This is a genomic window from Nocardioides sp. (genome assembly GCF_030149505.1).
Classification (GTDB): Bacteria; Actinomycetota; Actinomycetes; order Propionibacteriales; family Nocardioidaceae; genus Nocardioides.
Map to the genome: position 1 here is coordinate 25,472 of NZ_JASBRN010000019.1, position 20,427 is coordinate 45,898.

Below are 20,427 nucleotides of genomic sequence, written 5' to 3' on the forward strand. Positions count from 1 at the left end.
CACCTGCCACGCTGCAGTCGAGGTGCGAGTCGAGGTGCGGGTCGAGGCCCACGGACGCGGAGGAACGCGTCTTCAGGCCTCGGGTCACACCTCGACCCGGGCCATGGGTCACACCTCGCCCCAGGCCTCGAGTCACACCTCGACCCGGCCTCGGCAGCAACGCCCGGGGTCAGCGGCCGGTGTCGTAGGGCTGGTCCTCCGAGCGCGGGTCGAGCCGGGGGTAGCCCGCCTTCGGCGGCAGCCCGTCCGGGTTCTCCTCGACCCCGCCGGCGGACTGCTCGGGAGGTACGTCGCCGCCCGGCTCGGTGGGACCGGTGTAGCGGACCCCGTCGGTGCCGTGCTGGCCGGGCCCGGTCGGCCCCTCGCGCTCGCTGCTGACACCCATGCCACCGGCGAGCTCGTCGTTGCTGTTGCGGACGTCGTCGGGCTCGCGGCCGGTCGCGGGATCCACCGAGGCGCGCCGGTCGTCGCCCGCGGGGTCCGGGGTCGGGTGGGTGCGGCTCATGCCGGCGCCTCGTCGGGGTGGTTGCCGTCGCTGCTGCCGTCCTCACTGCGGGTCGCCTCGGTGCTGGTGTCCTCGCCCTCGCGGGTCCCAGCGGGTGCCCCCTCGGTGGCGGGGTTGGCGTCGGCGGAGACGTCCGGCACGAGCGGCTCGGTGATCCGGTCCAGGACGGCGTCGACGCCGCCGGCGTGCAGCTGGGGGGCCTCGGCCTCCGGCTCCGGCATGGGGCCGAGGTCGTCCTCGGCCCCGGCCGCCTCAGGCTGGGTCGTGCTCTCTGGTGTGCTCACGGGTGGCTCCCTTCCCGCCGGCCCCTCCGCCGGCGAACCCGAAGGTCGAGTAGGCACCGATGGTTCCCGCTCGCAGCCCGTCCAGAACCACCCGCTCGTGCGGCACGACCGGACCCGGGAGGGAGTCGAGCTCGTCGAGCGCCACCCACCGCAGCCCGCCCGACTTGGTCGGCTCGGTCACCCGGGGCTCCCCGGTCCAGGTGCGGCTGGTGAAGAAGAAGTCGACCCGCTCGTCGATCGGCAGGTCGTTGGCCGTGCGCTGCATCGTGGTGAGGTGCTCCAGCTCGAGCCCGTCCACGCCGAGCTCCTCGCGGGCCTCGCGGTGCGCGGCGTCGTACGCCGTCTCGCCGCGCTCCACGTGGCCGGCCGCGCCGGAGGCCCAGTGCCCGTCCATGAACGCGACGCCCTGGCGCAGCTGCAGCAGCACCTCGGGGCCGGTGGCGCCGTCGCGCAGCAGCAGGACGTAGGAGGCGGGCACGACGACGAAGCGACCCTCGTGCGGGTCGCCGGTGTGCGGGTGGGTCACTGGCTGGGCTCGTCCTCGGTGGTGCCCGCGTTGTGCTCCTGTTCGGCCTTCTCTGCGGCACCGGGCCCGGAGCCGTCGGGCAGCTCGCCCTCGTGCTCGCCCGGCGGTGTGCCCTCGGTGGGGAGCGTCGGCTCGTCGCGCTCCTCCGGGATGGGGGCGGTCACGGGGTGTCGTCCGTCCGCGGGTAGGTCTTCGGCGGGTTGTCGGGCGGCAGGTCGTCCTTCTTGCCGTCCAGCTTCTCCAGCCCGCTCTTCGCGGCCTTGACGCCCTTGGCGATCTTGTCGCTGTGCTTGCGACCGGTGCGCTTGTCGGCCTCGACGGCCGCCTTGTCCAGGCCCTTGGCGATCTTGTCGCCGTGCTTGTCCACGGCGCTGGTCAGCTGCTTCTTCGCCTTGTCCAGAAAGCTCATCGGACCTCCTCGCAGGTGTGGAACGGAACCGTTGCCACACTAGCCTCATGAGCCACCTCCCTCCGGTCGTCGCGGTCGTGGGCGCCACCGCCGCCGGCAAGAGCGGGCTCTCCCTCGACCTGGCCGAGGCACTGGACGGGGAGGTCGTCAACACCGACGCGATGCAGCTCTACCGCGGCATGGACCTCGGTACGGCGAAGCTGACCGTCGTCGAGCGGCGCGGTGTCCCGCACCACCTCCTCGACGTGCTGGAGGTGACCGAGCCCGCGTCGGTGGCGGAGTTCCAGGCCCAGGCCCGGCAGGTCATCGCGGAGGTCCGCGGCCGCGGCCGCACGCCTGTGCTCGTGGGCGGGTCGGCGCTCTACACACGTGCGGTCCTGGACGAGTTCGCCTTCCCCGGCACCGACCCGGAGGTCCGCGCCCGGCTCGAGGCGGAGCTGGCCGAGGTGGGCAGCGCGGTGCTGCACCGCCGTCTGGCCGACGCCGACCCCGAGGCGGCGGCGAACATCCTGGTCGAGAACGGGCGTCGGGTCGTCCGGGCCCTGGAGGTCGTCGAGATCACCGGGCGACCCTTCAGTGCGACCCTGCCGACGCTGACCTACGCCGATCCGCGCACCGTGCAGGTGGGGGTCGACATCGACCGCCCGACCCTGGATGCGCGGATCGAGCAGCGCGTGGCGGAGATGTTCGCGGCCGGGCTGGTCGCCGAGGTCGAGGCGCTGCTCGAGCGCGGTCTCGCCGAGGGGCGCACCGCCTCCCGGGCCATCGGCTACCCCGAGGTGGTGGCGCACCTGGCCGGGGAGCTGTCGCTGGACGAGGCCCGCGAGCGGACCGTCATCGCCACCCGCCGCTTCGCGCGCCGCCAGGACGCGTGGTTCCGCAAGGACCCGCGGATCACCTGGGTCCGGTTCGACGACCCCGACCGGCTCGCGCGGGCGCTGTCGGCGGTCGCTGCTGTCATGGACGCGTGACCCGGACGCTCTTCTACACCGCCACCACGCTCGACGGCTTCCTCGCCGACGACCACGACTCGCTGGACTGGCTGTTCACCCAGCAGCAGGAGGAGGGCGGCGCGCTCGACTACGCGGACTTCATCGCCGGCGTCGGGGCGGTCTGCATGGGCGCGACGACCTACGAGTGGCTGGCGCGCCACCTCGCCGACGGCGGCTCCGGCGAGCCGGGTGGTGAGCCCGGCGACGGAGGTGGCGGCTGGCCCTACTCCGTGCCCTGCTGGGTCTTCACCCACCGCGACCTGCCCCGGGTTGAGGGCGCCGACCTGCGGTTCGTCCAGGGCGACGTCGAGCCGGTCTGGCAGGAGATGGCGGCGGCGGCCGGCGATCGCGACGTGTGGGTCGTGGGTGGTGGCGGCCTCGCGGCCGCGTTCGCCGATGTGGGGCGGCTCGATCGGCTGCTGCTCTCGATCGCCCCGGTGACGCTGGGTTCGGGCCGGCCGCTCTTCCCGCGTCCCTTCGACCTGCGGCTGGTGGAGACCGGTCGCAACGGCGCGTTCCTCTGCGCGACGTACGACGTCGTCGGGCCGCGGCCCGCGCCCGACCGTGTCGGGTGACCAGCGGGCGTGATGCCCGCGACAGCGGGCTCGGACGGTGCACCCGGCGTCGTACCGTGTGCGGGTGAGTGCGCGCCCTGCCACCGAGTGGCCGACCATCGACTCCGTCGCGGAGCTGGTCGGCCTGCTCGGCGAGCCGAACCAGCGGGCGCGCGACAAGGGTCGCGACCGGCTGCTCGAGGTCGACCGGGCGTGGCTGGCCGCCTCGCCGTACTGCGTCATGGCCACCGCGGACGAGCACGGCCGCTGCGACGCCTCGCCCAAGGGCGACCCGGCCGGGCAGCTGGTCCACGTGGTCGACGACGTGACGATCGCGCTGGCCGAGCGGCCGGGCAACCGACGAGCCGACGGGTACCGCAACATCCTGGCCAACCCCCACGTCGGCCTGCACTTCCTCATCCCCGGCCGCGGCGACACGCTGCGGGTCAACGGACGTGCCCGGTTGGTGCGTGATGCGCCGTTCTTCGACGCGATGGTGGTGCGGGGTGGGCGGCCGGTGCTGGCGGTGGTCGTGGACGTCGAGGAGGTGTTCTTCCACTGCTCGAAGGCATTCCTGCGCTCGGGGCTGTGGGACCCCCAGACCTGGGACCCGACCGGCCTCGTGCCGCGACGGGCCGTGATCGCCTCGACCGTCGAGGGCGCGGGGACCGTCGAGGAGCTCGACCGCTACTACGGACCGTCGTACGCCGACGGTCTTTACTGAGGGGCGCTGCTGATGACCCTGTCGACGTACCCCTTCCTCAAGGGGCACGGCACCGAGAACGACTTCGTGCTGCTGCCCGACCACGACGGCTCGGTCCACGGCTCGCTGTCCGCAGAGGACTGGTCGGCGCGCGTGCGCGCGCTGTGCGACCGCCGCGCCGGGATCGGCGGCGACGGGGTGCTGCGGGTGGTGCGCGACGGCGCGCTGTGGTTCATGGACTACTGGAACGCCGACGGCTCGGTCTCGGAGATGTGCGGCAACGGCATCCGGGTCTTCGCGCGGCACCTGCTCGAGGAGGGCCTGGTCGCCGCCGACCAGCCGCTGCCGGTCCAGACCCGTGACGGCGTCAAGACCATCACCTTCGACGGCTCGGGTGGCGCGATCACCGTCGACATGGGCGAGCCGCGGCTGATGGGGCAGACCTCGGTGTCGATCGGGTCCACGTCGTGGGAGGCCACGCACGTGGACATGGGCAACCCGCACGCGGTGGCGTTCGTGGAGTCGCTGTCGCCGGAGGGGCCCGTGGGCTCGCTGGACAGCTCGCCGGTCTTCGACGAGACGGTCTACCCGCACGGGGTCAACGTGGAGCTGGTCGTGCCGGTGGGCCCGGGCCACGTCGCGATGCGCGTCCACGAGCGCGGGTCGGGGGAGACCCGCTCCTGCGGCACCGGCGCCTGCGCCGTGGCGGTCGCCGCCGCCGTACGCGACGGGGCGGGACCGGCCGGCGAGGGCCGCGGCTCGACGTACACCGTCGACCTGCCCGGCGGCACCTTGGTCATCGAGTGGACCGAGGCCGGGCGGGTGCTCATGACCGGGCCGGCCGTCGTCGTCGCGCGGGGTGAGACGGCTCTTTAGTGATGCGGTTCGAGAAGGTTCAGCTGGTACCAGCTGAACCTTTCGCCGTGCGGTCGAACCTTCGACCGTTCACCGAAAGGTTTGACTGGTACCAGCTGAACCTCCCACCTCGCCCACCGAAAGATCTGACGGGCCCCAGCTGAACCTTCGCGACCCGAGCCCGGCACCCCCGTCCCGACGCCCGACCACCCGGTGACGCGTGCCACCCCGGGCGCTAGGTTCCGGACCATGGACATCACCGGATCCACCGCCATCGTCACCGGCGGCGCCTCGGGCATCGGCGCGGCCGCGGCCCGCCAGCTGGCCGCCAAGGGTGCCACCGTCGTCATCGCCGACCTCCAGGCCGACAAGGGCGAGGCCCTGGCCGAGGAGGTGAAGGGCGTCTTCGCGCAGGTCGACGTCACGAACACCGACCAGGTCAAGGCCGCCGTCGACGCCGCCGTGGCCATCGCGCCGCTGCGGGCGGTCGTCAACTCCGCCGGCATCGGCTGGGCCCAGCGCACCATCGGCCGCGACGGGGAGTACGACTCCGCCCACGACCTCGAGGCCTACAAGAAGGTCATCGCGATCAACCTGATCGGCACCTTCGACATGGTCCGCCTCGCCGCGACCGCGATGAGCCGCAACGAGCCCGACGAGGACGGCTGCCGCGGCGCGATCGCCAACCTGACCTCCGTGGCGGCCTTCGACGGCCAGATCGGCCAGGCGGCGTACTCCTCCTCCAAGGGCGGCGTCGTCGGCATGACCCTGCCGGTCGCCCGCGACCTCTCGGCCGCCGGCATCCGCCTCAACACCATCGCCCCCGGCCTGATCGACACCCCGATCTACGGCGAGGGCGAGGCGTCGGAGGCGTTCAAGGCCAACCTCGGCCAGAACGTGCTCTTCCCCAAGCGGCTCGGCAAGCCCGAGGAGCTGGCGAGCATGGTCGTGGAGACCATCACCAACTCCTACATGAACGCCGAGGTCATCCGGGTCGACGGCGGCATCCGGATGCCTCCCAAGTGAGCTGACCGCTCCAGGCACCCGGGTCGTGCCCCTCAGCGTGCGCCACGGCGCCCGGTGGGGGGCACGACCCCTGTCTAGGCTGCGAGGCGTGAGCCACGACGAGGACTTCTTCGAGCCGAGCAGCTGGGACGAGCGCTACTCCTCCGAGCAGAAGATGTGGAGCGGCAACGCCAACCCGCAGCTGGTCGCGGAGGTGGGTCGCCTGGAGCCGGGTACGGCGCTGGACCTCGGCTGCGGGGAGGGTGGCGACGTCATCTGGCTGGCCCGCCAGGGCTGGACCCCCACCGGAGCCGACTTCTCGGCCAAGGGCCTGGAGCGGGCGGCCGCCCACGCCGCCGAGGCCGGGGTCGCCGAGCGTTGCGACTGGTGGCAGGTCGACGCCCGCACCTTCGAGGCGGGTGGGCGCACCTTCGACCTGGTCACGACCCACTTCCTGCACCCGCCCGAGGGCAGCATCACCGACGTCGTGAGCCGTCTCGCTCCGGCCGTCGCGCCCGGCGGCCACCTGCTCGTGGTCGGTCACGCGCCGTCGGCGACCTTCCACCACCACGACGAGAAGCGGCTGCGCGCCATGTGGCACAGCGCCGACCTCGTCCCGGTGCTGGAGGAGCTCGGGGGCTTCGAGGTGCTCGTCGCCGAGGAGCGCCCCCGCACCGTCACGCGCGACGGGCGCGAGATGGAGATCGAGGACGCCACGCTGCTGGCCCGCCGCACCGCGTAGCCCTCGGCACCCGGGAGGGCGGGGGTCGTCTCCCGCGACCCGGGCACCATGGTCGCGTGGACCTCGCACCCCGACTGATCGACACCGCGACCCCGCGCGCCCCTGAGGCGGTGGCGCTGGTGCTGCACGGCGGCGCCGACCGCCCGGACATGCCCGGGGTCAGCCCCACCCAGCTCTCGGTGCTGCGGATGGTCCCGACCGCCAAGGCCCTCGCCCGCGCCGGGGGCCGCCGCCTCGCGGTGCTGCGGCTGCTCAACACCCGCCGCGGCTGGGACACCCACACCACCCCCGTCGACGACGTGCGGTGGGCGCTGGGCCAGGTGCAGGAGCGGTACGGCGACCTTCCGGTCGGCCTGGTCGGCCACTCCCTCGGCGGCCGGGCCGCGCTGCTGGCGGGTGCGCTCGACCCGGTCCGGTCGGTCGTCGCGCTGAACCCCTGGGTCTACCCCGACGATGGCGTGCCGCTGCCGGGCCGCCGGGTCCTGGTCGTGCACGGCACGGCTGACCGGATCGCCCCGATCGGGCGAGCCGAGCGGGTCGTGGAGCGGCTGCGCCGCGGTGGCACCGACATCGCGCTCGAGCGGGTCGCGGGCGGCAAGCACGCCATGCTGCGCCACGCCCGCGCCTTCGACGGTCGGGCTGCCGCCTTCACGGCCGAGACGCTGCTCGAGGGTGCCGGCCGGCGCTGAGCCGGCGTCACCCGCGGGCGGGGACGTCATACGTGGCGCGCGGCGGGACCTCCCGTCCGCATGACGTCCCCGCGGGGTGGGTGGGGACGTCATACGAGTGGTGCCGGGGGACCTCCCGTCCGTATGACGTCCCCGCGGGTCAGGGCAGCCCGGCGCCCCAGCTGATGGCCGTGTTGCCAGGGGCCTCGCTGGTGTCCTCCTCCGCGACCAGCCCGGTGAGCTCGTCGGCGGCCCAGTCCCAGCGCAGCACCAGCACCCCGTAGACGGTCTGCATGCCGACCACGACGGTGGTGTCGCCGTCGACGGCCAGCGGCGCGACGGACGGCGGTGAGTAATCGATCGTGCGGATCGACCCTTCCGACGTCTCGTCGAAGAAGTCCAGGGCGTCCATCGGCAGGAACGCCCGCGGCCGCCCTGTCGCGGTGTCGAGCACCGCGACCCCCCGGGGGAGGTCGGACTCCTCGATCGGCTCGCCGGCCACGGCTACCCACCCCTCGCCGGCGACTGGGACGGGACCCGAGAGCGAAGTTGCGGGTCGCAGGCTCGGCACCGGCACTTCCTCGCCGTCCACGACGAGCCCGGGCACCTCCGGCTGCCAGGCGATGGTCCCGGAACCGGTGACGGGGAGATTGCCGCCCACCGGGTCGGAGACGGTCGCCCGCATCGCTGTCACGGCGTCACCGTCCGACAGGTCCGCAGGCACGTCCACGGTGCGCACGAGCCGTCCGGCGTAGACCGCCACCGTGTCCTCGTCCACCCACGCCACGTCGGTCGTGGAGATTCCACCGGCGTCCACCGGGGCGGTGCTGGCGTCGAGCAGGTCGATGACCAGCAACCGCCCGGGCTGCGGGAGCGCCAGCATCGTCGCGTCGGGACTCAGCGACCCGCTGCGCAGCGGGTGCCCACCGTTGACGATCACGTCGAGGCCGATGATCGAGCGGTACCGGCCGTCGCTGCCCAGCACGAGGACCTCGCGCTTCCCGACGCCCACGGCGTAGGCCGCCGGACCGTCCAGCGGCTCCTTGGCCAGCGGCACGACCTCGCGGTCCTCCAGGCGCTCGGGCAGCGCCTGGCCCAACAGCGGGTCGAGCCGCTCGCCCGCCACGGGCTCGGAGGCCACGTCGAGCAGGCTGTCGCGGGTGGGCGGCACGGGGGCCGGTTGGATCTCGTCCGGCCCCGACGTCATCGCCTGCAGCCCCACGGCCGCGACGACGGCCGCGGCGGCGACGCCCGCAGCGGCCGCGGCCCGCCGACGGCGTACCCGACCCCGGGCCATGGCCCAGGCACCCTCGGCCGCCGTGGTCGGCGGCAGGTCGACCCGGTCGGCCAGCGACCGCAGCTCGTCTCGCAGCTCGTTCATCGTGCCTCCTCAGCCAGGATCAGGTCGTGCAGGTGTGGTGCGTGCTCCCGCAGTCGCTGCAGCGCGACCGAGCTCTGCTTCTTGACGGTGCCGGTGCTCACGCCCAGCACGGCGGCGGTCTCCTCGACCGACAGGTCCTCCAGGAACCGCAGCAGCAGCACCGCACGCTGCTTGGTCGTCAGCCCGGCCAGGGCGTCCTCGATCACCATCCGCGACTCGCCCGGCGGCGGGCTGCCGGCGGCGCGCTCGGGCACCTGCTCGACCGCGACCTCCCGGCGGTGCTTGCGCCACCACGACACGTTGGCCCGGTAGACGACCGTGCGCACCCACGCGTCGGGGTTGCCGTCGCGCAGCGTGTCCCAGCGCATCGCGACGCCCACGAGCGCCTCCTGAACGAGGTCCTCGGCGCGGTGGTGGTCACCGGTCACGAGGTACGCCGTGCGCACCAGCTGCTGCTGGCGCGCCCGCGCCCACTCCTCGAACGACCCACGGTCCTGCTCGCGCATCCCTCACCGTCCTCTCACCCCTGTGACGCCACGCCCCACCTGCCAGGTTGAAGCCGGGAGTAAACGTGTTCGCGGCAGCGTTGGAACAGACCTACGCTGGAGGCATATGACGAACGCACGTGAGACCACCCCCGACTTCTCGTTCACCGACGAGCTCGAGGAGACCGACACCTGGGAAGAGACCGAGGACGGCTTCGAGTCGGGGTACGCCGACGAGGACCTCGCCTGGGACGAGGACCCCGAGGACGAGCCGACCGTCGGGGCGATGGAGCTCGCCGAGCGCCACCAGCTGCGCCGCGTGGCCAGCCTGCGCACCGAGCTCGAGGACATCACCGAGGTCGAGTACCGCCAGCTCCGCCTGGAGCGGGTTGTCCTCGTCGGGGTCTGGACCGAGGGCACCACCCAGGACGCCGAGAACTCCATGGCCGAGCTCGCGCTGCTCGCCGAGACCGCCGGCTCGGAGGTGCTCGAGGCGATCTACCAGCGCCGCCAGAGCCCCGACCCGGCGACGTACGTCGGTCGCGGCAAGGTCGAGGCGATCGGCGAGATCGTCCGCGCCACCGGCGCCGACACGGTCATCTGCGACGGCGACCTCGCACCCAGCCAGCTGCGCAACCTCGAGGACAAGCTCAAGGTCAAAGTCGTCGACCGCACCGCGCTGATCCTCGACATCTTCGCTCAGCACGCGAAGTCCAAGGAGGGCCAGGCGCAGGTCGAGCTGGCCCAGCTGCAGTACATGAAGCAGCGCCTGCGCGGCTGGGGTGGCAACCTCTCGCGCCAGGCCGGTGGTCGTGCTGCCGGCGGTGAGGGCATCGGTGGCCGTGGTCCCGGTGAGACCAAGATCGAGACCGACCGTCGTCGCATCAACGACCGGATCGCCAAGCTGCGCCGCGAGCTGAAGCAGATGAAGGTCACCCGCGACGCCAAGCGCAGCCAGCGGCAGGCCAACCAGATCCCCAGCGTCGCGATCGCCGGCTACACCAACGCCGGCAAGTCCTCGCTGCTCAACCGCCTCACCAGCGCCGGCGTGCTCGTCGAGGACGCGCTGTTCGCGACCCTCGACCCGACCACGCGGCGCACCACGACCGCCGACGGCCGGGTCTACACGATGAGCGACACCGTCGGCTTCGTCCGGCACCTGCCGCACCAGCTGGTGGAGGCGTTCCGCTCGACGCTGGAGGAGGTCGCCGACGCCGACCTGCTGCTGCACGTGGTCGACGGCTCGCACCCCGACCCCGAGGGCCAGATCGCCGCGGTGCGCGAGGTGCTCGCCGACATCGACGCCCTCGACGTGCCCGAGCTGATCGTCATCAACAAGGCCGACCAGGCCGACCCGCTGGTGATCGCCCGGCTGCAGTCGCGCGAGCCGCACTCGGTGGTGGTCTCGGCCAAGACCGGCAAGGGGATCGCCGAAGCGCTCGCCCGGGTCGAGGCCGAGCTGCCACGTCCGGCGGTGGAGTTCGAGGTGCTGCTGCCCTACAGCCGCGGCGACCTCGTCGACCGGATCCACCGGATCGGGGAGATCGAGAGCCTCGAGCACACCGGCGACGGGACCCTGGTGAAGGGCCGCGCTCCCGAGTCGCTCGCGGGCGACCTGGCGGCGTACGCCGTCGCGCCGAGCTCCTGAGGGCCTGCTCCCGAGGCGTCTCGTCACGGCTCGGTGACGATGTCGTCACCGTCCGCCCCGTTCGTCTGCGCGGGTGCCCGCGAGGCCCCAGGATGGGCGCATGGTCCACCGGGGGACTGTCCCGGGTGACCGGACAGCACGCAGCGCGCGTCCGCGCCTGCCGCTGGTGCTCGCCCTCGCTGGGCTCCTGCTCACCCTCGGCGTGCTCGGGGTCGAGCGGGCCACCGGCACGCTGCCCACCCGCTGCGAGCAGTTCACCGCGGACTCGCTCGCCCGCGCCGAGGCCGTGACCGGCTCCGGTCCCGACGCCCTGGTCGTCGGGGACTCCTGGACCGCCGGCCTGGGGCTCGACGACCCGGTCGGCTCGTGGCCCAGCCGGCTGCCGGGGCGCGTGCACGTGGCGGGGTTCTCCGGGTCCGGCTTCGGGGCGGGGGCCTCGGGCTGCGGCCAGCGGGTCTCCTTCGGGGCCCGGGCCGCCGACGCGATCCGCACCGTCCCGGCCGGCACCCCGGTCGTCGTGGCCGGCGGGCTCAACGACTGGGACAGTGCCGACGCGGAGGTCGAGGCCGGCCTCGACCGCGTGCTGGCCGCCGTCGCGGGGCACCCCGTGACCGTCGTCGGGCCGGCGGCCGCACCCGCGCGGGCGGCGTACGTCGCCAGGGTGGAGGGTCTGCTGGAGCGGCTGTGCGCGGAGCGGCAGGTGCGGTTCCTCGCGGTCAGCGACCTGCGGCTGGACTACCTACCGGACCTGCTGCACCTGACCCCGGCCGCGCACGCGACGTTCGGGGACGCGGTGGCCCTGCGGTGGGCCGCCCTCAGTCCTCGATGAGCCGCAGGGCCAGCCGAGGGCACTGCCGGGCCGCGGCCCGGGCCTCGCGCAGCCGGCTCTCGTCGACCTCGCCGTGGACCACTGGGTAGCCCCACTCGTCGAGCGAGACCAGGTCGGGCACCAGCTCGTGGCACAGGCCCTCGGCGCGGCAGGCCGGCCAGTCGACCCGCAGCCGGGCGCTCACGAGGCCACCGCCGTCGCGGTCGTGCACCAGCCGTGGGCGTGCGCCCCGACCTCGGTGTGCAGCGTGGTGAGGGCCGAGCGCACCAGGCGCACGGTGCCGTCGGGATGGGCGCAAGCGCCGCGGCCAGCCACCAGACCGGTCAGCTCGGCCACCCGGTCCACGGCGCCGGGACGGCCGTGGGTGACGGCGGTGACCGCCTGGGCCAGGGCCGGCAGTCCGTTGGCGCAGGGCCCGCAGCGTCCGGCGCTCTGACCGGCGAGGTAGGAGACGATCCGCGCGGTCAGCTCGAGCGGACAGGTGCCGGGGGCCGGGACGTGCACGACGCCCGCCCCGAGGGGCACGCCGAGGGCGGCCAGCGACCGGGGCGAGACCGTCGCGGTCGCCAGGGTGTCCCAGGAGGTCCAGGTGCCGTGGAACCCACCGACGAGGACGGGGCGCCCCCAGGCCTGCGGCGGCAGCACGTCGACCATCCGGCTGCCCAGCGGCACCTCGTGCACGTGGGGCCCGCCGGCGCCCACCCCGACGCTGAGCAGTGTGGTCCCCGGCTCCTCGCGGGAGCCCTGGCGGGAGTACGACGCGACCCCGGCCAGCGCGAGTGCCGCCACGTGGGCGTAGGTCTCGGCGTTGCTCAGGAGCGTGGGTCGACCGTGCAGCCCCGCCATCGCATCGGGGGCCCAGGCCGTCACCGGCAGGTTGGGTCGACCGGCCAGGAGCTCGAGGACGGCACGGGACTGGCCGGCCACGAACCGCGGCGTCGCGGTCGCGGTGTGCCACCGCAGCCGCGGGTCGTCGCGCTCGGCTAGGGCGGCCCGGACGGCGGCCGCGACCTGCGGCCGGTCGCCCGGCAGCACGACGTGGGCCTCGCGGACCCCGAGCGCCCGGGCCGCGAGCGCCACGCCGTCGAGGACCAGGTGCGGCGCGGTGAGCAGCAGGCCGGCGTCCTTGGCCGAGGCGGGCTCGCCCTCGGAGGCGTTGACGACCACCGCACTGCGGCGTCCGCCGGCGGCGACGGTGCGCAGCTTGGTCGCGAACGGGAAGCCGGCACCTCCGCGGCCGCCGAGGCCCACGGCCTCGGCCCGCTCGGCGAGGTCCGCTGCACTGGCCCGCGGCAGGGTGCCCCAGCGGGCGCGGTGGGCGGCGAGCCCGGGACCCTCCGCCGCCCCCGACAGCAGCAGCGGTCCCACGTGGACGCGCGGGGCGTCGCTGTGGGGCACGGGTGAGGGCGTGGTCATCGGAGGACCTCCAGGGAGCGGGTGTCGGTGTCGGTCGTGCGTGCGAGGAGGGGGACGGCGGCCTCGTGGTGCGGTCGGCGGCCCTGGAGCCGGGCGAGCAGTGCCCCGAGGACCACGATCGCGGCCGCGGCGGTCGGGGCGAGCGCCCACCAGGTCCAGCTGCCGGGCTGCAGGTCGGTGCCCATCCCGATGGCGTGGGCCAGCCCCGTCGCCCACCCGACCCACGCGGTCACGTGGACCGCGCGCCAGCCGCGCCGGCCGATCCGGTGCCGCAGCAGGCTTGTCAGGACCACGACCACGACCACGTCGAGGGCCAGCGCCCCTAGACCGGTCCACATCGGGGCGTAAGCCGAGCCCCACGGCACGACCGCCTGCCACCAGCGGATGTCGACGTAGGTGTCGAGCACCGCGGTGACCACGTGGACCACGAGCGCCAGGACCGAGACCACCGCGATGTTGCGGTGCAGCGACTGGGAGACGAAGCGCGGGACCCGGGCCCCGCCGTCACCGGCGGGCCGCCCGCCCATGGCGAGGACGCCGAGGGCCGTCGTGAGGCTGAGCAGCACCAGGAGGGTCAGACCGGTCCCGCGGTTGAGGTACCACAGCAGCGGGCCCTCCAGCAGCGCCCCCATCACGCCACCGCCCCGGTCGGGAGCGGCGCCGTGTCGGCAGGCTGGGTCGTGGACGGCTCGCGCCAGGACTGTGCAGGACCCGCGTCGACCGGCCAGGCGCCGAGCGCCAGCACGGCGCCGTCGGCGGCGACCAGCCGGGTGGCGCTCGTGGTCCGAGCCAGGCGGTCCGGTGCCTGCTCGCCGAGCACGATCGCGGCGGTCGCCTCGGTGTTGGCGGCCACGCAGGTCGGGGCGGCGACGGTGACGGTGCGCCACACCTCTGCAGCGGGCAGGCCGGTGCGCGGGTCCAGCAGGTGGTGGCGTCGTACGCCGCCGCTGGTCCACCGGCGCACGCGGGTACTCGAGGTGGCCAGGGCGCCCTCCAGCAGCTCGAACACCTGGTCGGCGGGGCCGTCGGGGTGCTCGGCGACCGCGACGGGCCACGGTGCCGCTCCGGTCGCGCGGAGGTCCCCTCCGACGCTCACCAGCGCCGCCCCGACGCCGGCGTCGGCGAGGGCGGCGACCGCGAGGTCGGTGCACCAGGCCTTGCCGGTGGAGCCGAGGTCCAGGGCGGTGCCCGGCGGGATCCGCAGCCGGTCCTCGGCGAGCTCGATCCCGCGCCAGGAGTCCAGGGGCGGCGGCGGGCTCTCCACCACGCGGCCGGTGTCGCGGAGCACCACCTCGGCCAGGTCGCGGTCGTAGCCCAGCTCCACCAGGGGGCGCCCGAGCAGCGGGTGGACCAGGCCGTCGGTCTCCTTGGCGGCGACGAGCGCCACCCGGACCGCGTGCACCAGCAGCGGGTCGACCTCCACCCAGGTGCCCGGGGCACGGTTGACGCGGGTCAGGTCGGAGTCGTCGCGGAAGCGGCTGGCGACCTCGTCGACGTCGCGGAGCACGGTCGCGACGAGCTCGCGGGCGACCGGTAGGGCCGCGGGGTCGCGCACCTCGACGTGGACCCGACAGCCCAGGGCCGGCCACGTCGCGCCGTGCCGGTGGGCGCCCATCACGAGCCGCTCGTCGTGGCGACGGGCTGGGGGACCGAGGGGGCCTGCGGCGGCTGGGGCACCTGGGGCTGGGCGGGTGCCGGCGGTCGGACGCCCGACCCGCCTCCCGAGCCGCCCGCGGTGGTGACCACGGGGGCGGTGCCACCACCCGTGGCAGTGACGTAGCGGGTCGTGACGCGGGTGCGGGTCGGTCGCTGGCGCAGCACCGTGGCGAGCTGGGCCTCTGCAGCGCGGGCGACGCGAGCGACCTGGCGCTCGTAGCGGGCCAGCTGCCGCTCGTACCTCGCCCACTCCTGCGAGGCCTGCTGCTGCGCCTGCTCGGCCTGCTGCTGGCGGTGCTCGGCGGCGGCTGCGCCGGCGAGAGCGCCGGTGCCGACCGCCGCGCCGGCGACGGCCACGCCGGTGACGGCGACGACGGCGAACCGGTAACGGTCGCGGTGACGGGTGGAGTAGCTCATGGCGCCACGGTGCCGGGCCGCGCGGCAAGCGCGCCTCATCGATGCCTCAAGCCTTCGTCAAGGACGGGCTTGAGGAAGGCTTGACGTGCGCACGACACGCGCATGAGCCGCGTTGCCCCACGCTGCGGGCATGGACACCCTGCGACGTGCTCCCGGGGGAGCACTCATCCTCGCCCTCGTCACCACCACCGTCGTCGGCCTGGCCGGGGCGGTCGTCGCCTACCGGCTGGCGCTCGGCGACCCGGTCGAGCGTCGCGACGCCGCCGCCGTCGTCCCCACGGCCGCCGCCGGCACTGCCACGACCCCCGCGGCCGCCCCGCAGCCGCGGACCCGCTGGGCGCCCTGCGAGCCGCCGGCCGTCCTCGAGGACGGTGTCTGCGTGACCGACGTCGTGCGCACCGTCACCGTCCCGGCGCCGGCGGCCGCTGCCGCCGCGGCCCGCCAGGTCACGCCCCCCGCTCCCGCGACGGGCGGAGACGACCGTGACGACGACGACGGCGACGGCTACGACGACTCCGACGACCGGGACGACGACGCTGACCGGGACGACGACAGCCGTGACGACGACAGCGACGACCGGGACGACGACGACAGCCACGACGACAGCCGCGACGACAGCCACGACGAGAGCGACGACCGTGACGACGACGACAGCCACGACGACGACAGCGATGACCTGGACGACAACTGACCCGCCGTCCGGCGCCGGGCGGGCGGGTCGGTGGAGCTGCTCAGTCCGCCACCAGCGGCAGCAGCACCTCCACGACGGCACCGCCTCCCGGTCGCGCCGAGACCTCCAGGGAGCCCCCGGCGCCGGCGACCGTGCGCGCGGCGATCTCCAGCCCGAGACCCGTGCTGCCGGGGCGCCGGGTGCGCGTGGGGGCGAAACCCGGGCCGTGGTCGCGGACCGCCAGCCGCACCCGGGCGCCCTCCCGGTGGAGGTCGACCGCGACCGCCGTGCCCTCGGGCGTGTGCGCGAAGACGTTGTCGACCAGGACGTCGACGAGGTCGGCCAGGTCGTCGGCGGCCAGGCCCACGGGGAGCGGGCCGGGGTCGAGGTCCACGCTCCAGGGTCGCTGCTGGTCGCTGGCCAGCGGCTCCCAGAAACCGACGCGCTCTGCGAGGACCGCGGCGGCGTCGCTGCGCGCGGCCAGGTCGGTGCGCACCGGGCGGCGGGCCTCGCGGACGATCGCGTCGATGGTGCGCTGCAGGACCGCGATGTGGCTCTGGAGCCGCGCCTGGAGCGCCTCGTCGGGCACCGTCTCGGCGTCCAGGCGCAGGGCGGTCACCGGGGTGCGGAGCCGGTGCGAGAGGTCCCCGACCACGGCACGCTCGGCGGCCAGCAGTTCGGTGGTCCGCTCGGCCAGGCCGTTGAGCGCCCGGGCCAGCTCCTGGGTCTCCTCCGTCCCGTCGACGGCGGCTCGCGCGCTGAGGTCGCCGTCGCGCAGCCGGTGGGCGACGGTGGCGACGTCGCGCACCGGACCGCTGACGCGCCGGCCGAGCCGTCGGGCGACGACGACCGCGGCCAGCATCAGCACCGCGCCGAGGCCGAGGATGCCCGCCCAGGCCTCGGCCACCCCGCGACGCAGCTGCTCCTCCTCGACCGTGGTCCGGATGACCGCCGTCCCGTCCTCGACGACCACGGGCAGCAGCACGACTCCGCCCTCCTCACGCACCTCGCGGAAGGCCTCGCCGGCCAGCGCCCGCTCGACGTCGGGGTCGCGACGCATCTCCTCGCCCTCGCCGAGCTGGCGGCCGGAGGCGGTGAGCACGGTCGTGGTCGTCTCCTCGGTGCGCTCGAGACCGGCGACGAGGGAGCCGAGCTGGTCGTCGTCGGTGACGGTGGCGACCAGGATGGCGACGTTGCGGGTCTGCTGGTCGGCCGCGGCCATGGCCCGGTCCTCGGCCAGGGTGCGCACCAGCAGGCACAGCGGGATCACGAAGGACACGACGACCGCCGAGGTCGTCGCGACCACCAACCATGAGATCCGACGCGTCACGGCCGGCTCGTCGGGTCGACCAGGCGTACGCCGACACCGCGGACGCTCAGCAGGTAGCGCGGCTCGGCGGCAGACTCGCCCAGCTTGCGCCGCAGCCAGGACAGGTGCACGTCGACGGTGCGCTCGGACCCGCCGTACGCCTGCTGCCAGACCTCGGCCAGGAGCTCGCGCTTGGTGACGACTTGGCCGGCGCGCGAGGCGAGCAGGTGGAGCATGTCGAACTCCTTGCGGGAGAGCTCCAGGAGCGCACCGTCCAGGGTGGCCACCCGGGTGCGCTCGTCGATCACGAGGCCGCCCACGCTCAGGCTCGCCGGTGCCTCCGCGTCGCGGCCGGCCCGGCGCAGGACGGCTCGGATCCGGGCGGCCACCTGGTCGGTGCCGAAGGGCTTCACGACGTAGTCGTCGGCGCCGGAGTCCAGGGCGCGCACCATCGTCGGGTCGTCGTCCTGGGCGGTGATGACGATGACCGGCACGTCGCTGGCGGTGCGGATCATCGACAGCACGGTGAGCCCGTCGACGTCGGGCAGGCCGAGGTCCAGCAGCACCACGTCCGGCGGATCGGCGAGGACCACCTCCAGGCCGGCCAGGCCCCGGGGTGCCGTCACGACGGCGTACCCTCGCTCCTGCAGCCCGTGCTGGACGGCGCGGCGGATCTCGGCGTCGTCCTCGACGACGAGGATGCTGGTCACGCGGGGAACGCTAACGCCCCCCGGGGATGGGCGGTGCCACAATGGTGCGCATGAACCCGCGGGCCCGCTCGGCCGCCGTCGCCGTGCTCGTGTGGGTCGCGGTCATCGCGGTGGGCTCCAGCCTGGTGTGGCTCGTGGTCTCCCGGGCCGGCGCAGGGCTGGCAGAGCAGGGCCCGACCGCCGCGACGGCGCTCGCTCCCAGCGAGGTCACCGCGACGCCGGACGGTCGACCGACCCGGACCGCCACCGCGCGACCGGGGTCCGCGGGCTCCACGAGCGGCACGGCTCCCGCCGCGCCGTCCGACAGCGCCCCGGCCGCCGTCGCGCAGCAGCGGACCTGGACCGGCCCCGCGGGCGTCGTGACCGTCGAGTGCCGGGGCGGCGCGATCGCCCTCGTGGGGGCCTACCCCAGCGCCGACGGCTACGTGGTGGAGGTCAAGGACCGCGGACCGGACCGGGTCGAGGTGGAGTTCGAGGGGCGCTCGGAGCAGGAGGGCGCGGAGACCCGCGTGCGCGCGGAGTGCGGCGCCGGCGGTCCGGCGCTCGAGGTCGACCAAGAGCGCGACTGAGGCCACTCTCGGGTCCGCCCCCACGGTGCGGTCGCCGCCCCGGTCACGTCCCGGGCGCTCCTTGTGGAGGGGGCGCCCGGGACGTCGGGGCGCGCGGCTAGGGTCCTGCCCGTGGGTGGGACGACGTCGGTGGGTGAACTGCTGGCCACCGCGGTCGAGGCGCTGGGTGGTGCGACCCGCGAGGGCCAGGTCCAGATGGCCGAGGAGGTCGGGCGCGCCCTCGCCGAGGAGCAGCACCTGCTCGTGCAGGCCGGCACCGGCACCGGCAAGTCGCTGGCCTACCTCGTGCCGGCGCTGCTGCACGACAAGCGGGTCGTCGTGGCCACGGCGACGCTGGCGCTGCAGCACCAGCTCGTGGAGCGCGACGTGCCGCGACTCATGGAGGCCGTCAAGGGCAGCCCGGGGGTCGACACGTCGTACGCCGTGCTCAAGGGTCGCTCCAACTACGCCTGCCTGCACCGCATCCGCGAGGGCGTCCCCGACGACCAGGGCGCGCTGGTGCAGATGCCCGAGGGGTCGATGGGCCAGAAGGTCCTCGAGCTGCGGGCCTGGGCCGAGGAGGAGGCCGAGCAGGGCGGGTCAGGGGAGCGCGACAACGCCCCGCGCCACACCGACCGCGAGTGGCGCCAGGTCTCGGTGGGGCACCGCGACTGCCTCACCGCCGCACGTTGCCCCTTCGGGCAGGAGTGCTTCGCCGAGGTGGCGCGTGAGAAGGCGCACCGCTCGCACCTGGTCATCACCAACCACTCCCTGCTGGCCATCGACGCCATCGAGGGCGTCCCGATGATCCCGGAGTACGACGCGGTCGTGATCGACGAGGCGCACGAGCTCGTCGCGCGGGTGACCCAGGCCGCGACCGACGAGCTGACCGCGCCCGACGTCGAGCGCGCCGCCCGCCGGGCCCGCAAGCACGTGCAGGCCGAGGGCGCTTCGAACCCCGCCGACGACCTCGCCGACGCGGGGGAGACCCTGCGCGACGCGCTCTCCGGCGCGCCCGCCGGTCGGATCGACGTGCTCACCGAGGAGCTCGGTGACGCGCTGCAGCTGGTGCGCGACGCGGCCCGCGCCTGCATCTCCGGCTTCCCGCGGGAGAAGCCCGGCGAGGGTGACGCCGAGCCGGGTCGCCAGCAGGCGAAGGGCTCGGTGCAGGACGTCTTCGCCGTCGCCGAGCGGATGGCCGCCGACCTCGACTCCGACGTGCTGTGGCTTGCCGAGGGCAGCGAGCGGATGCCGCCCCGGCTGTGCGTGGCGCCCCTGCAGGTGTGGGGGCAGATGCGCGACAAGCTGCTCTCCGACAAGACCGTCGTGATGACCTCGGCGACGCTGATGCTGGGCGGCGACTTCGGCTCCGTGGCGGCCTCGGTCGGGCTCAAGCCCTCGGAGCGGGTGACCACCGAGGACGCGCCGGTCGAGCCGCGCACCGACGACGGCTTGCTGCCCTGGCGTGGGGTCGACGTCGGGTCGCCGTTCGACTACGGCCGCCAGGGCATCCTGTACGTCGCCAAGCACCTGCCTCCGCCCGGGCGCGACGGCCTGGGCCAGGCGCAGCTCGACGAGATCGCTGAGCTGGTCGACGCTGCCGACGGCCGCACGCTGGGCCTGTTCTCCTCCCGCCGGGCGGCCGAGGCCGCGGCCGAGGCGGTCCGCGAGCGGCTGCCGCACCTGACCACGCTCGCCCAGGGCGACGCGCAGCTGCCGGAGCTGGCCAAGCAGTTCGTCGAGGACCACCACACGGTCCTGTTCGGCACCCTCTCGCTGTGGCAGGGCCTGGACGTCCCCGGCGACACCTGCCAGCTGGTGCTCATCGACCGCATCCCGTTCCCGCGGCCCGACGACCCGCTGATGTCGGCGCGGCAACGGGCAGCCGACAAGGCCGGCGGGAACGGGTTCATGCAGGTCGCGGCCACGCACGCGGCGCTGCTGCTCGCGCAGGGCGCGGGCCGGCTGATCCGGACGACCGCGGACCGCGGCGTCGTGGCGGTGCTGGACCCGCGGCTCGTGACCGCGCGCTACGGCGGGTTCCTGCGGGCCTCCCTGCCACCCATGTGGGCGACGACGGACCGCGAGGTCGTCCTCGCCGCGCTGCGCCGCCTC

General features: G+C 74.7%; 26 protein-coding genes. 12 read left to right on the forward strand and 14 right to left on the reverse strand.

Annotation, left to right across the window (positions count from 1 at the left end):
• Positions 1-169 precede the first annotated feature (169 nt).
• The 5 genes from Q1V71_RS03530 to Q1V71_RS03550 are packed head-to-tail and all read right to left on the reverse strand — an operon-like array spanning position 170 to position 1,724.
• Positions 170-505: a hypothetical protein gene (locus tag Q1V71_RS03530; RefSeq protein ID WP_300640792.1), complete on the reverse strand. Its 336-nt coding sequence runs from the start codon at positions 503-505 to the stop codon at positions 170-172.
• Complete coding sequence (locus Q1V71_RS03535) at positions 502-789, reverse strand: hypothetical protein (protein ID WP_300640794.1); 288 nt, start codon at positions 787-789, stop codon at positions 502-504. Before Q1V71_RS03535 ends, Q1V71_RS03530 begins: the two co-directional genes overlap by 4 nt.
• Positions 758-1,315 (reverse strand): NUDIX domain-containing protein, encoded by a 558-nt coding sequence (locus Q1V71_RS03540; RefSeq protein ID WP_300640796.1) that lies wholly within the window; start codon positions 1,313-1,315, stop codon positions 758-760. Before Q1V71_RS03540 ends, Q1V71_RS03535 begins: the two co-directional genes overlap by 32 nt.
• Positions 1,312-1,479: a hypothetical protein gene (locus Q1V71_RS03545; RefSeq protein WP_300640798.1), complete on the reverse strand. Its 168-nt coding sequence runs from the start codon at positions 1,477-1,479 to the stop codon at positions 1,312-1,314. Before Q1V71_RS03545 ends, Q1V71_RS03540 begins: the two co-directional genes overlap by 4 nt.
• On the reverse strand, positions 1,476-1,724 hold the full coding sequence (locus Q1V71_RS03550; RefSeq protein WP_300640800.1) for an antitoxin: 249 nt from the start codon (positions 1,722-1,724) through the stop codon (positions 1,476-1,478). The genes Q1V71_RS03545 and Q1V71_RS03550 overlap by 4 nt, the downstream gene beginning before the upstream one ends.
• Before the next feature lie 47 nt (positions 1,725-1,771).
• Between Q1V71_RS03550 and miaA the strand changes: the two genes are divergently transcribed.
• From miaA to Q1V71_RS03585, 7 genes are all read left to right on the forward strand, one after another.
• A complete protein-coding gene (miaA, locus tag Q1V71_RS03555; protein ID WP_300640802.1) occupies positions 1,772-2,695 on the forward strand; it encodes a tRNA (adenosine(37)-N6)-dimethylallyltransferase MiaA in 924 nt (307 codons plus the stop codon).
• Positions 2,692-3,291: a dihydrofolate reductase family protein gene (locus tag Q1V71_RS03560; protein ID WP_300640804.1), complete on the forward strand. Its 600-nt coding sequence runs from the start codon at positions 2,692-2,694 to the stop codon at positions 3,289-3,291. Before miaA ends, Q1V71_RS03560 begins: the two co-directional genes overlap by 4 nt.
• 64 nt (positions 3,292-3,355) lie before the next feature.
• Positions 3,356-3,994, forward strand: coding sequence for an MSMEG_1061 family FMN-dependent PPOX-type flavoprotein (locus tag Q1V71_RS03565; RefSeq protein ID WP_300640806.1), 639 nt, complete (start codon positions 3,356-3,358; stop codon positions 3,992-3,994).
• 12 nt (positions 3,995-4,006) lie between these two features.
• Positions 4,007-4,849, forward strand: coding sequence for a diaminopimelate epimerase (gene dapF / locus Q1V71_RS03570; protein WP_300640808.1), 843 nt, complete (start codon positions 4,007-4,009; stop codon positions 4,847-4,849).
• A 228-nt stretch (positions 4,850-5,077) separates the two neighbouring features.
• On the forward strand, positions 5,078-5,854 hold the full coding sequence (locus Q1V71_RS03575) for an SDR family NAD(P)-dependent oxidoreductase (RefSeq protein ID WP_300640810.1): 777 nt from the start codon (positions 5,078-5,080) through the stop codon (positions 5,852-5,854).
• An 88-nt stretch (positions 5,855-5,942) separates the two neighbouring features.
• Positions 5,943-6,575, forward strand: a complete 633-nt coding sequence (locus tag Q1V71_RS03580; RefSeq protein WP_300640812.1) for a bifunctional 2-polyprenyl-6-hydroxyphenol methylase/3-demethylubiquinol 3-O-methyltransferase UbiG — start codon at positions 5,943-5,945, stop codon at positions 6,573-6,575.
• A gap of 56 nt (positions 6,576-6,631) precedes the next feature.
• On the forward strand, positions 6,632-7,264 hold the full coding sequence (locus tag Q1V71_RS03585) for an alpha/beta fold hydrolase (protein WP_300640814.1): 633 nt from the start codon (positions 6,632-6,634) through the stop codon (positions 7,262-7,264).
• A gap of 139 nt (positions 7,265-7,403) precedes the next feature.
• Here the strand turns inward: Q1V71_RS03585 and Q1V71_RS03590 are convergent, their stop codons facing one another.
• Both Q1V71_RS03590 and Q1V71_RS03595 read right to left on the reverse strand, forming a co-directional pair.
• Entirely contained in the window at positions 7,404-8,624 is a 1,221-nt protein-coding gene (locus Q1V71_RS03590; protein WP_300640816.1) for a hypothetical protein, read from the reverse strand.
• A complete protein-coding gene (locus Q1V71_RS03595) occupies positions 8,621-9,130 on the reverse strand; it encodes a SigE family RNA polymerase sigma factor (protein WP_300640818.1) in 510 nt (169 codons plus the stop codon). The genes Q1V71_RS03590 and Q1V71_RS03595 overlap by 4 nt, the downstream gene beginning before the upstream one ends.
• A 106-nt stretch (positions 9,131-9,236) precedes the next feature.
• On the opposite strand from Q1V71_RS03595, the gene hflX reads away from it, so the two are divergent.
• Together hflX and Q1V71_RS03605 are read left to right on the forward strand one after the other, a co-directional pair.
• Entirely contained in the window at positions 9,237-10,757 is a 1,521-nt protein-coding gene (hflX, locus tag Q1V71_RS03600) for a GTPase HflX (RefSeq protein ID WP_300640820.1), read from the forward strand.
• A gap of 100 nt (positions 10,758-10,857) precedes the next feature.
• The gene (locus tag Q1V71_RS03605; protein ID WP_300640822.1) at positions 10,858-11,586 is read left to right on the forward strand and encodes an SGNH/GDSL hydrolase family protein; all 729 of its coding nucleotides are present in this window, start codon (positions 10,858-10,860) and stop codon (positions 11,584-11,586) included.
• Here Q1V71_RS03605 and Q1V71_RS03610 read toward each other — a convergent pair.
• From Q1V71_RS03610 to Q1V71_RS03630, 5 genes are read right to left on the reverse strand one after another with little or no spacing between them, the layout of a single operon-like run.
• Positions 11,573-11,770, reverse strand: a complete 198-nt coding sequence (locus Q1V71_RS03610) for a ferredoxin (protein WP_300640824.1) — start codon at positions 11,768-11,770, stop codon at positions 11,573-11,575. The genes Q1V71_RS03605 and Q1V71_RS03610 overlap by 14 nt on opposite strands.
• Entirely contained in the window at positions 11,767-13,002 is a 1,236-nt protein-coding gene (locus Q1V71_RS03615; protein ID WP_300640826.1) for an NADH-ubiquinone oxidoreductase-F iron-sulfur binding region domain-containing protein, read from the reverse strand. The genes Q1V71_RS03610 and Q1V71_RS03615 overlap by 4 nt, the downstream gene beginning before the upstream one ends.
• Entirely contained in the window at positions 12,999-13,634 is a 636-nt protein-coding gene (locus Q1V71_RS03620; protein WP_300640828.1) for a ferric reductase-like transmembrane domain-containing protein, read from the reverse strand. Before Q1V71_RS03620 ends, Q1V71_RS03615 begins: the two co-directional genes overlap by 4 nt.
• Positions 13,634-14,617, reverse strand: coding sequence for an FAD:protein FMN transferase (locus Q1V71_RS03625; protein ID WP_300640838.1), 984 nt, complete (start codon positions 14,615-14,617; stop codon positions 13,634-13,636). Before Q1V71_RS03625 ends, Q1V71_RS03620 begins: the two co-directional genes overlap by 1 nt.
• Positions 14,617-15,075, reverse strand: coding sequence for a hypothetical protein (locus Q1V71_RS03630; RefSeq protein ID WP_300640830.1), 459 nt, complete (start codon positions 15,073-15,075; stop codon positions 14,617-14,619). Before Q1V71_RS03630 ends, Q1V71_RS03625 begins: the two co-directional genes overlap by 1 nt.
• A 130-nt stretch (positions 15,076-15,205) precedes the next feature.
• Between Q1V71_RS03630 and Q1V71_RS03635 the strand changes: the two genes are divergently transcribed.
• Complete coding sequence (locus Q1V71_RS03635) at positions 15,206-15,766, forward strand: hypothetical protein (RefSeq protein ID WP_300640832.1); 561 nt, start codon at positions 15,206-15,208, stop codon at positions 15,764-15,766.
• 40 nt (positions 15,767-15,806) lie between these two features.
• On the opposite strand, the gene Q1V71_RS03640 is transcribed toward Q1V71_RS03635, so the two are convergent.
• Positions 15,807-17,075: a HAMP domain-containing sensor histidine kinase gene (locus Q1V71_RS03640; protein WP_300640834.1), complete on the reverse strand. Its 1,269-nt coding sequence runs from the start codon at positions 17,073-17,075 to the stop codon at positions 15,807-15,809.
• Complete coding sequence (locus Q1V71_RS03645) at positions 17,072-17,764, reverse strand: response regulator transcription factor (protein WP_300640835.1); 693 nt, start codon at positions 17,762-17,764, stop codon at positions 17,072-17,074. Before Q1V71_RS03645 ends, Q1V71_RS03640 begins: the two co-directional genes overlap by 4 nt.
• A gap of 50 nt (positions 17,765-17,814) precedes the next feature.
• Between Q1V71_RS03645 and Q1V71_RS03650 the strand changes: the two genes are divergently transcribed.
• Both Q1V71_RS03650 and Q1V71_RS03655 read left to right on the forward strand, forming a co-directional pair.
• Entirely contained in the window at positions 17,815-18,333 is a 519-nt protein-coding gene (locus Q1V71_RS03650; RefSeq protein WP_300640837.1) for a hypothetical protein, read from the forward strand.
• A gap of 195 nt (positions 18,334-18,528) precedes the next feature.
• On the forward strand, positions 18,529-20,427 hold a 1,899-nt coding region (locus tag Q1V71_RS03655), incomplete at its 3' end, for an ATP-dependent DNA helicase (RefSeq protein WP_300640840.1).

What these genes read in the sequence shown, in the direction of transcription:
- Q1V71_RS03530 (WP_300640792.1), bottom strand. Translation starts at nt 505, where the DNA reads ATGAGCCGCACCCACCCGACCCCGGACCCCGCGGGCGACGACCGGCGC.
- Q1V71_RS03550 (WP_300640800.1), bottom strand. Translation starts at nt 1,724, where the DNA reads ATGAGCTTTCTGGACAAGGCGAAGAAGCAGCTGACCAGCGCCGTGGAC.
- miaA (WP_300640802.1), top strand. Translation starts at nt 1,772, where the DNA reads ATGAGCCACCTCCCTCCGGTCGTCGCGGTCGTGGGCGCCACCGCCGCC.
- dapF (WP_300640808.1), top strand. Translation starts at nt 4,007, where the DNA reads ATGACCCTGTCGACGTACCCCTTCCTCAAGGGGCACGGCACCGAGAAC.
- Q1V71_RS03575 (WP_300640810.1), top strand. Translation starts at nt 5,078, where the DNA reads ATGGACATCACCGGATCCACCGCCATCGTCACCGGCGGCGCCTCGGGC.
- Q1V71_RS03590 (WP_300640816.1), bottom strand. Translation starts at nt 8,624, where the DNA reads ATGAACGAGCTGCGAGACGAGCTGCGGTCGCTGGCCGACCGGGTCGAC.
- Q1V71_RS03595 (WP_300640818.1), bottom strand. Translation starts at nt 9,130, where the DNA reads ATGCGCGAGCAGGACCGTGGGTCGTTCGAGGAGTGGGCGCGGGCGCGC.
- hflX (WP_300640820.1), top strand. Translation starts at nt 9,237, where the DNA reads ATGACGAACGCACGTGAGACCACCCCCGACTTCTCGTTCACCGACGAG.
- Q1V71_RS03605 (WP_300640822.1), top strand. Translation starts at nt 10,858, where the DNA reads ATGGTCCACCGGGGGACTGTCCCGGGTGACCGGACAGCACGCAGCGCG.
- Q1V71_RS03615 (WP_300640826.1), bottom strand. Translation starts at nt 13,002, where the DNA reads ATGACCACGCCCTCACCCGTGCCCCACAGCGACGCCCCGCGCGTCCAC.
- Q1V71_RS03620 (WP_300640828.1), bottom strand. Translation starts at nt 13,634, where the DNA reads ATGGGGGCGCTGCTGGAGGGCCCGCTGCTGTGGTACCTCAACCGCGGG.
- Q1V71_RS03625 (WP_300640838.1), bottom strand. Translation starts at nt 14,617, where the DNA reads ATGGGCGCCCACCGGCACGGCGCGACGTGGCCGGCCCTGGGCTGTCGG.
- Q1V71_RS03630 (WP_300640830.1), bottom strand. Translation starts at nt 15,075, where the DNA reads ATGAGCTACTCCACCCGTCACCGCGACCGTTACCGGTTCGCCGTCGTC.
- Q1V71_RS03635 (WP_300640832.1), top strand. Translation starts at nt 15,206, where the DNA reads ATGGACACCCTGCGACGTGCTCCCGGGGGAGCACTCATCCTCGCCCTC.
- Q1V71_RS03650 (WP_300640837.1), top strand. Translation starts at nt 17,815, where the DNA reads ATGAACCCGCGGGCCCGCTCGGCCGCCGTCGCCGTGCTCGTGTGGGTC.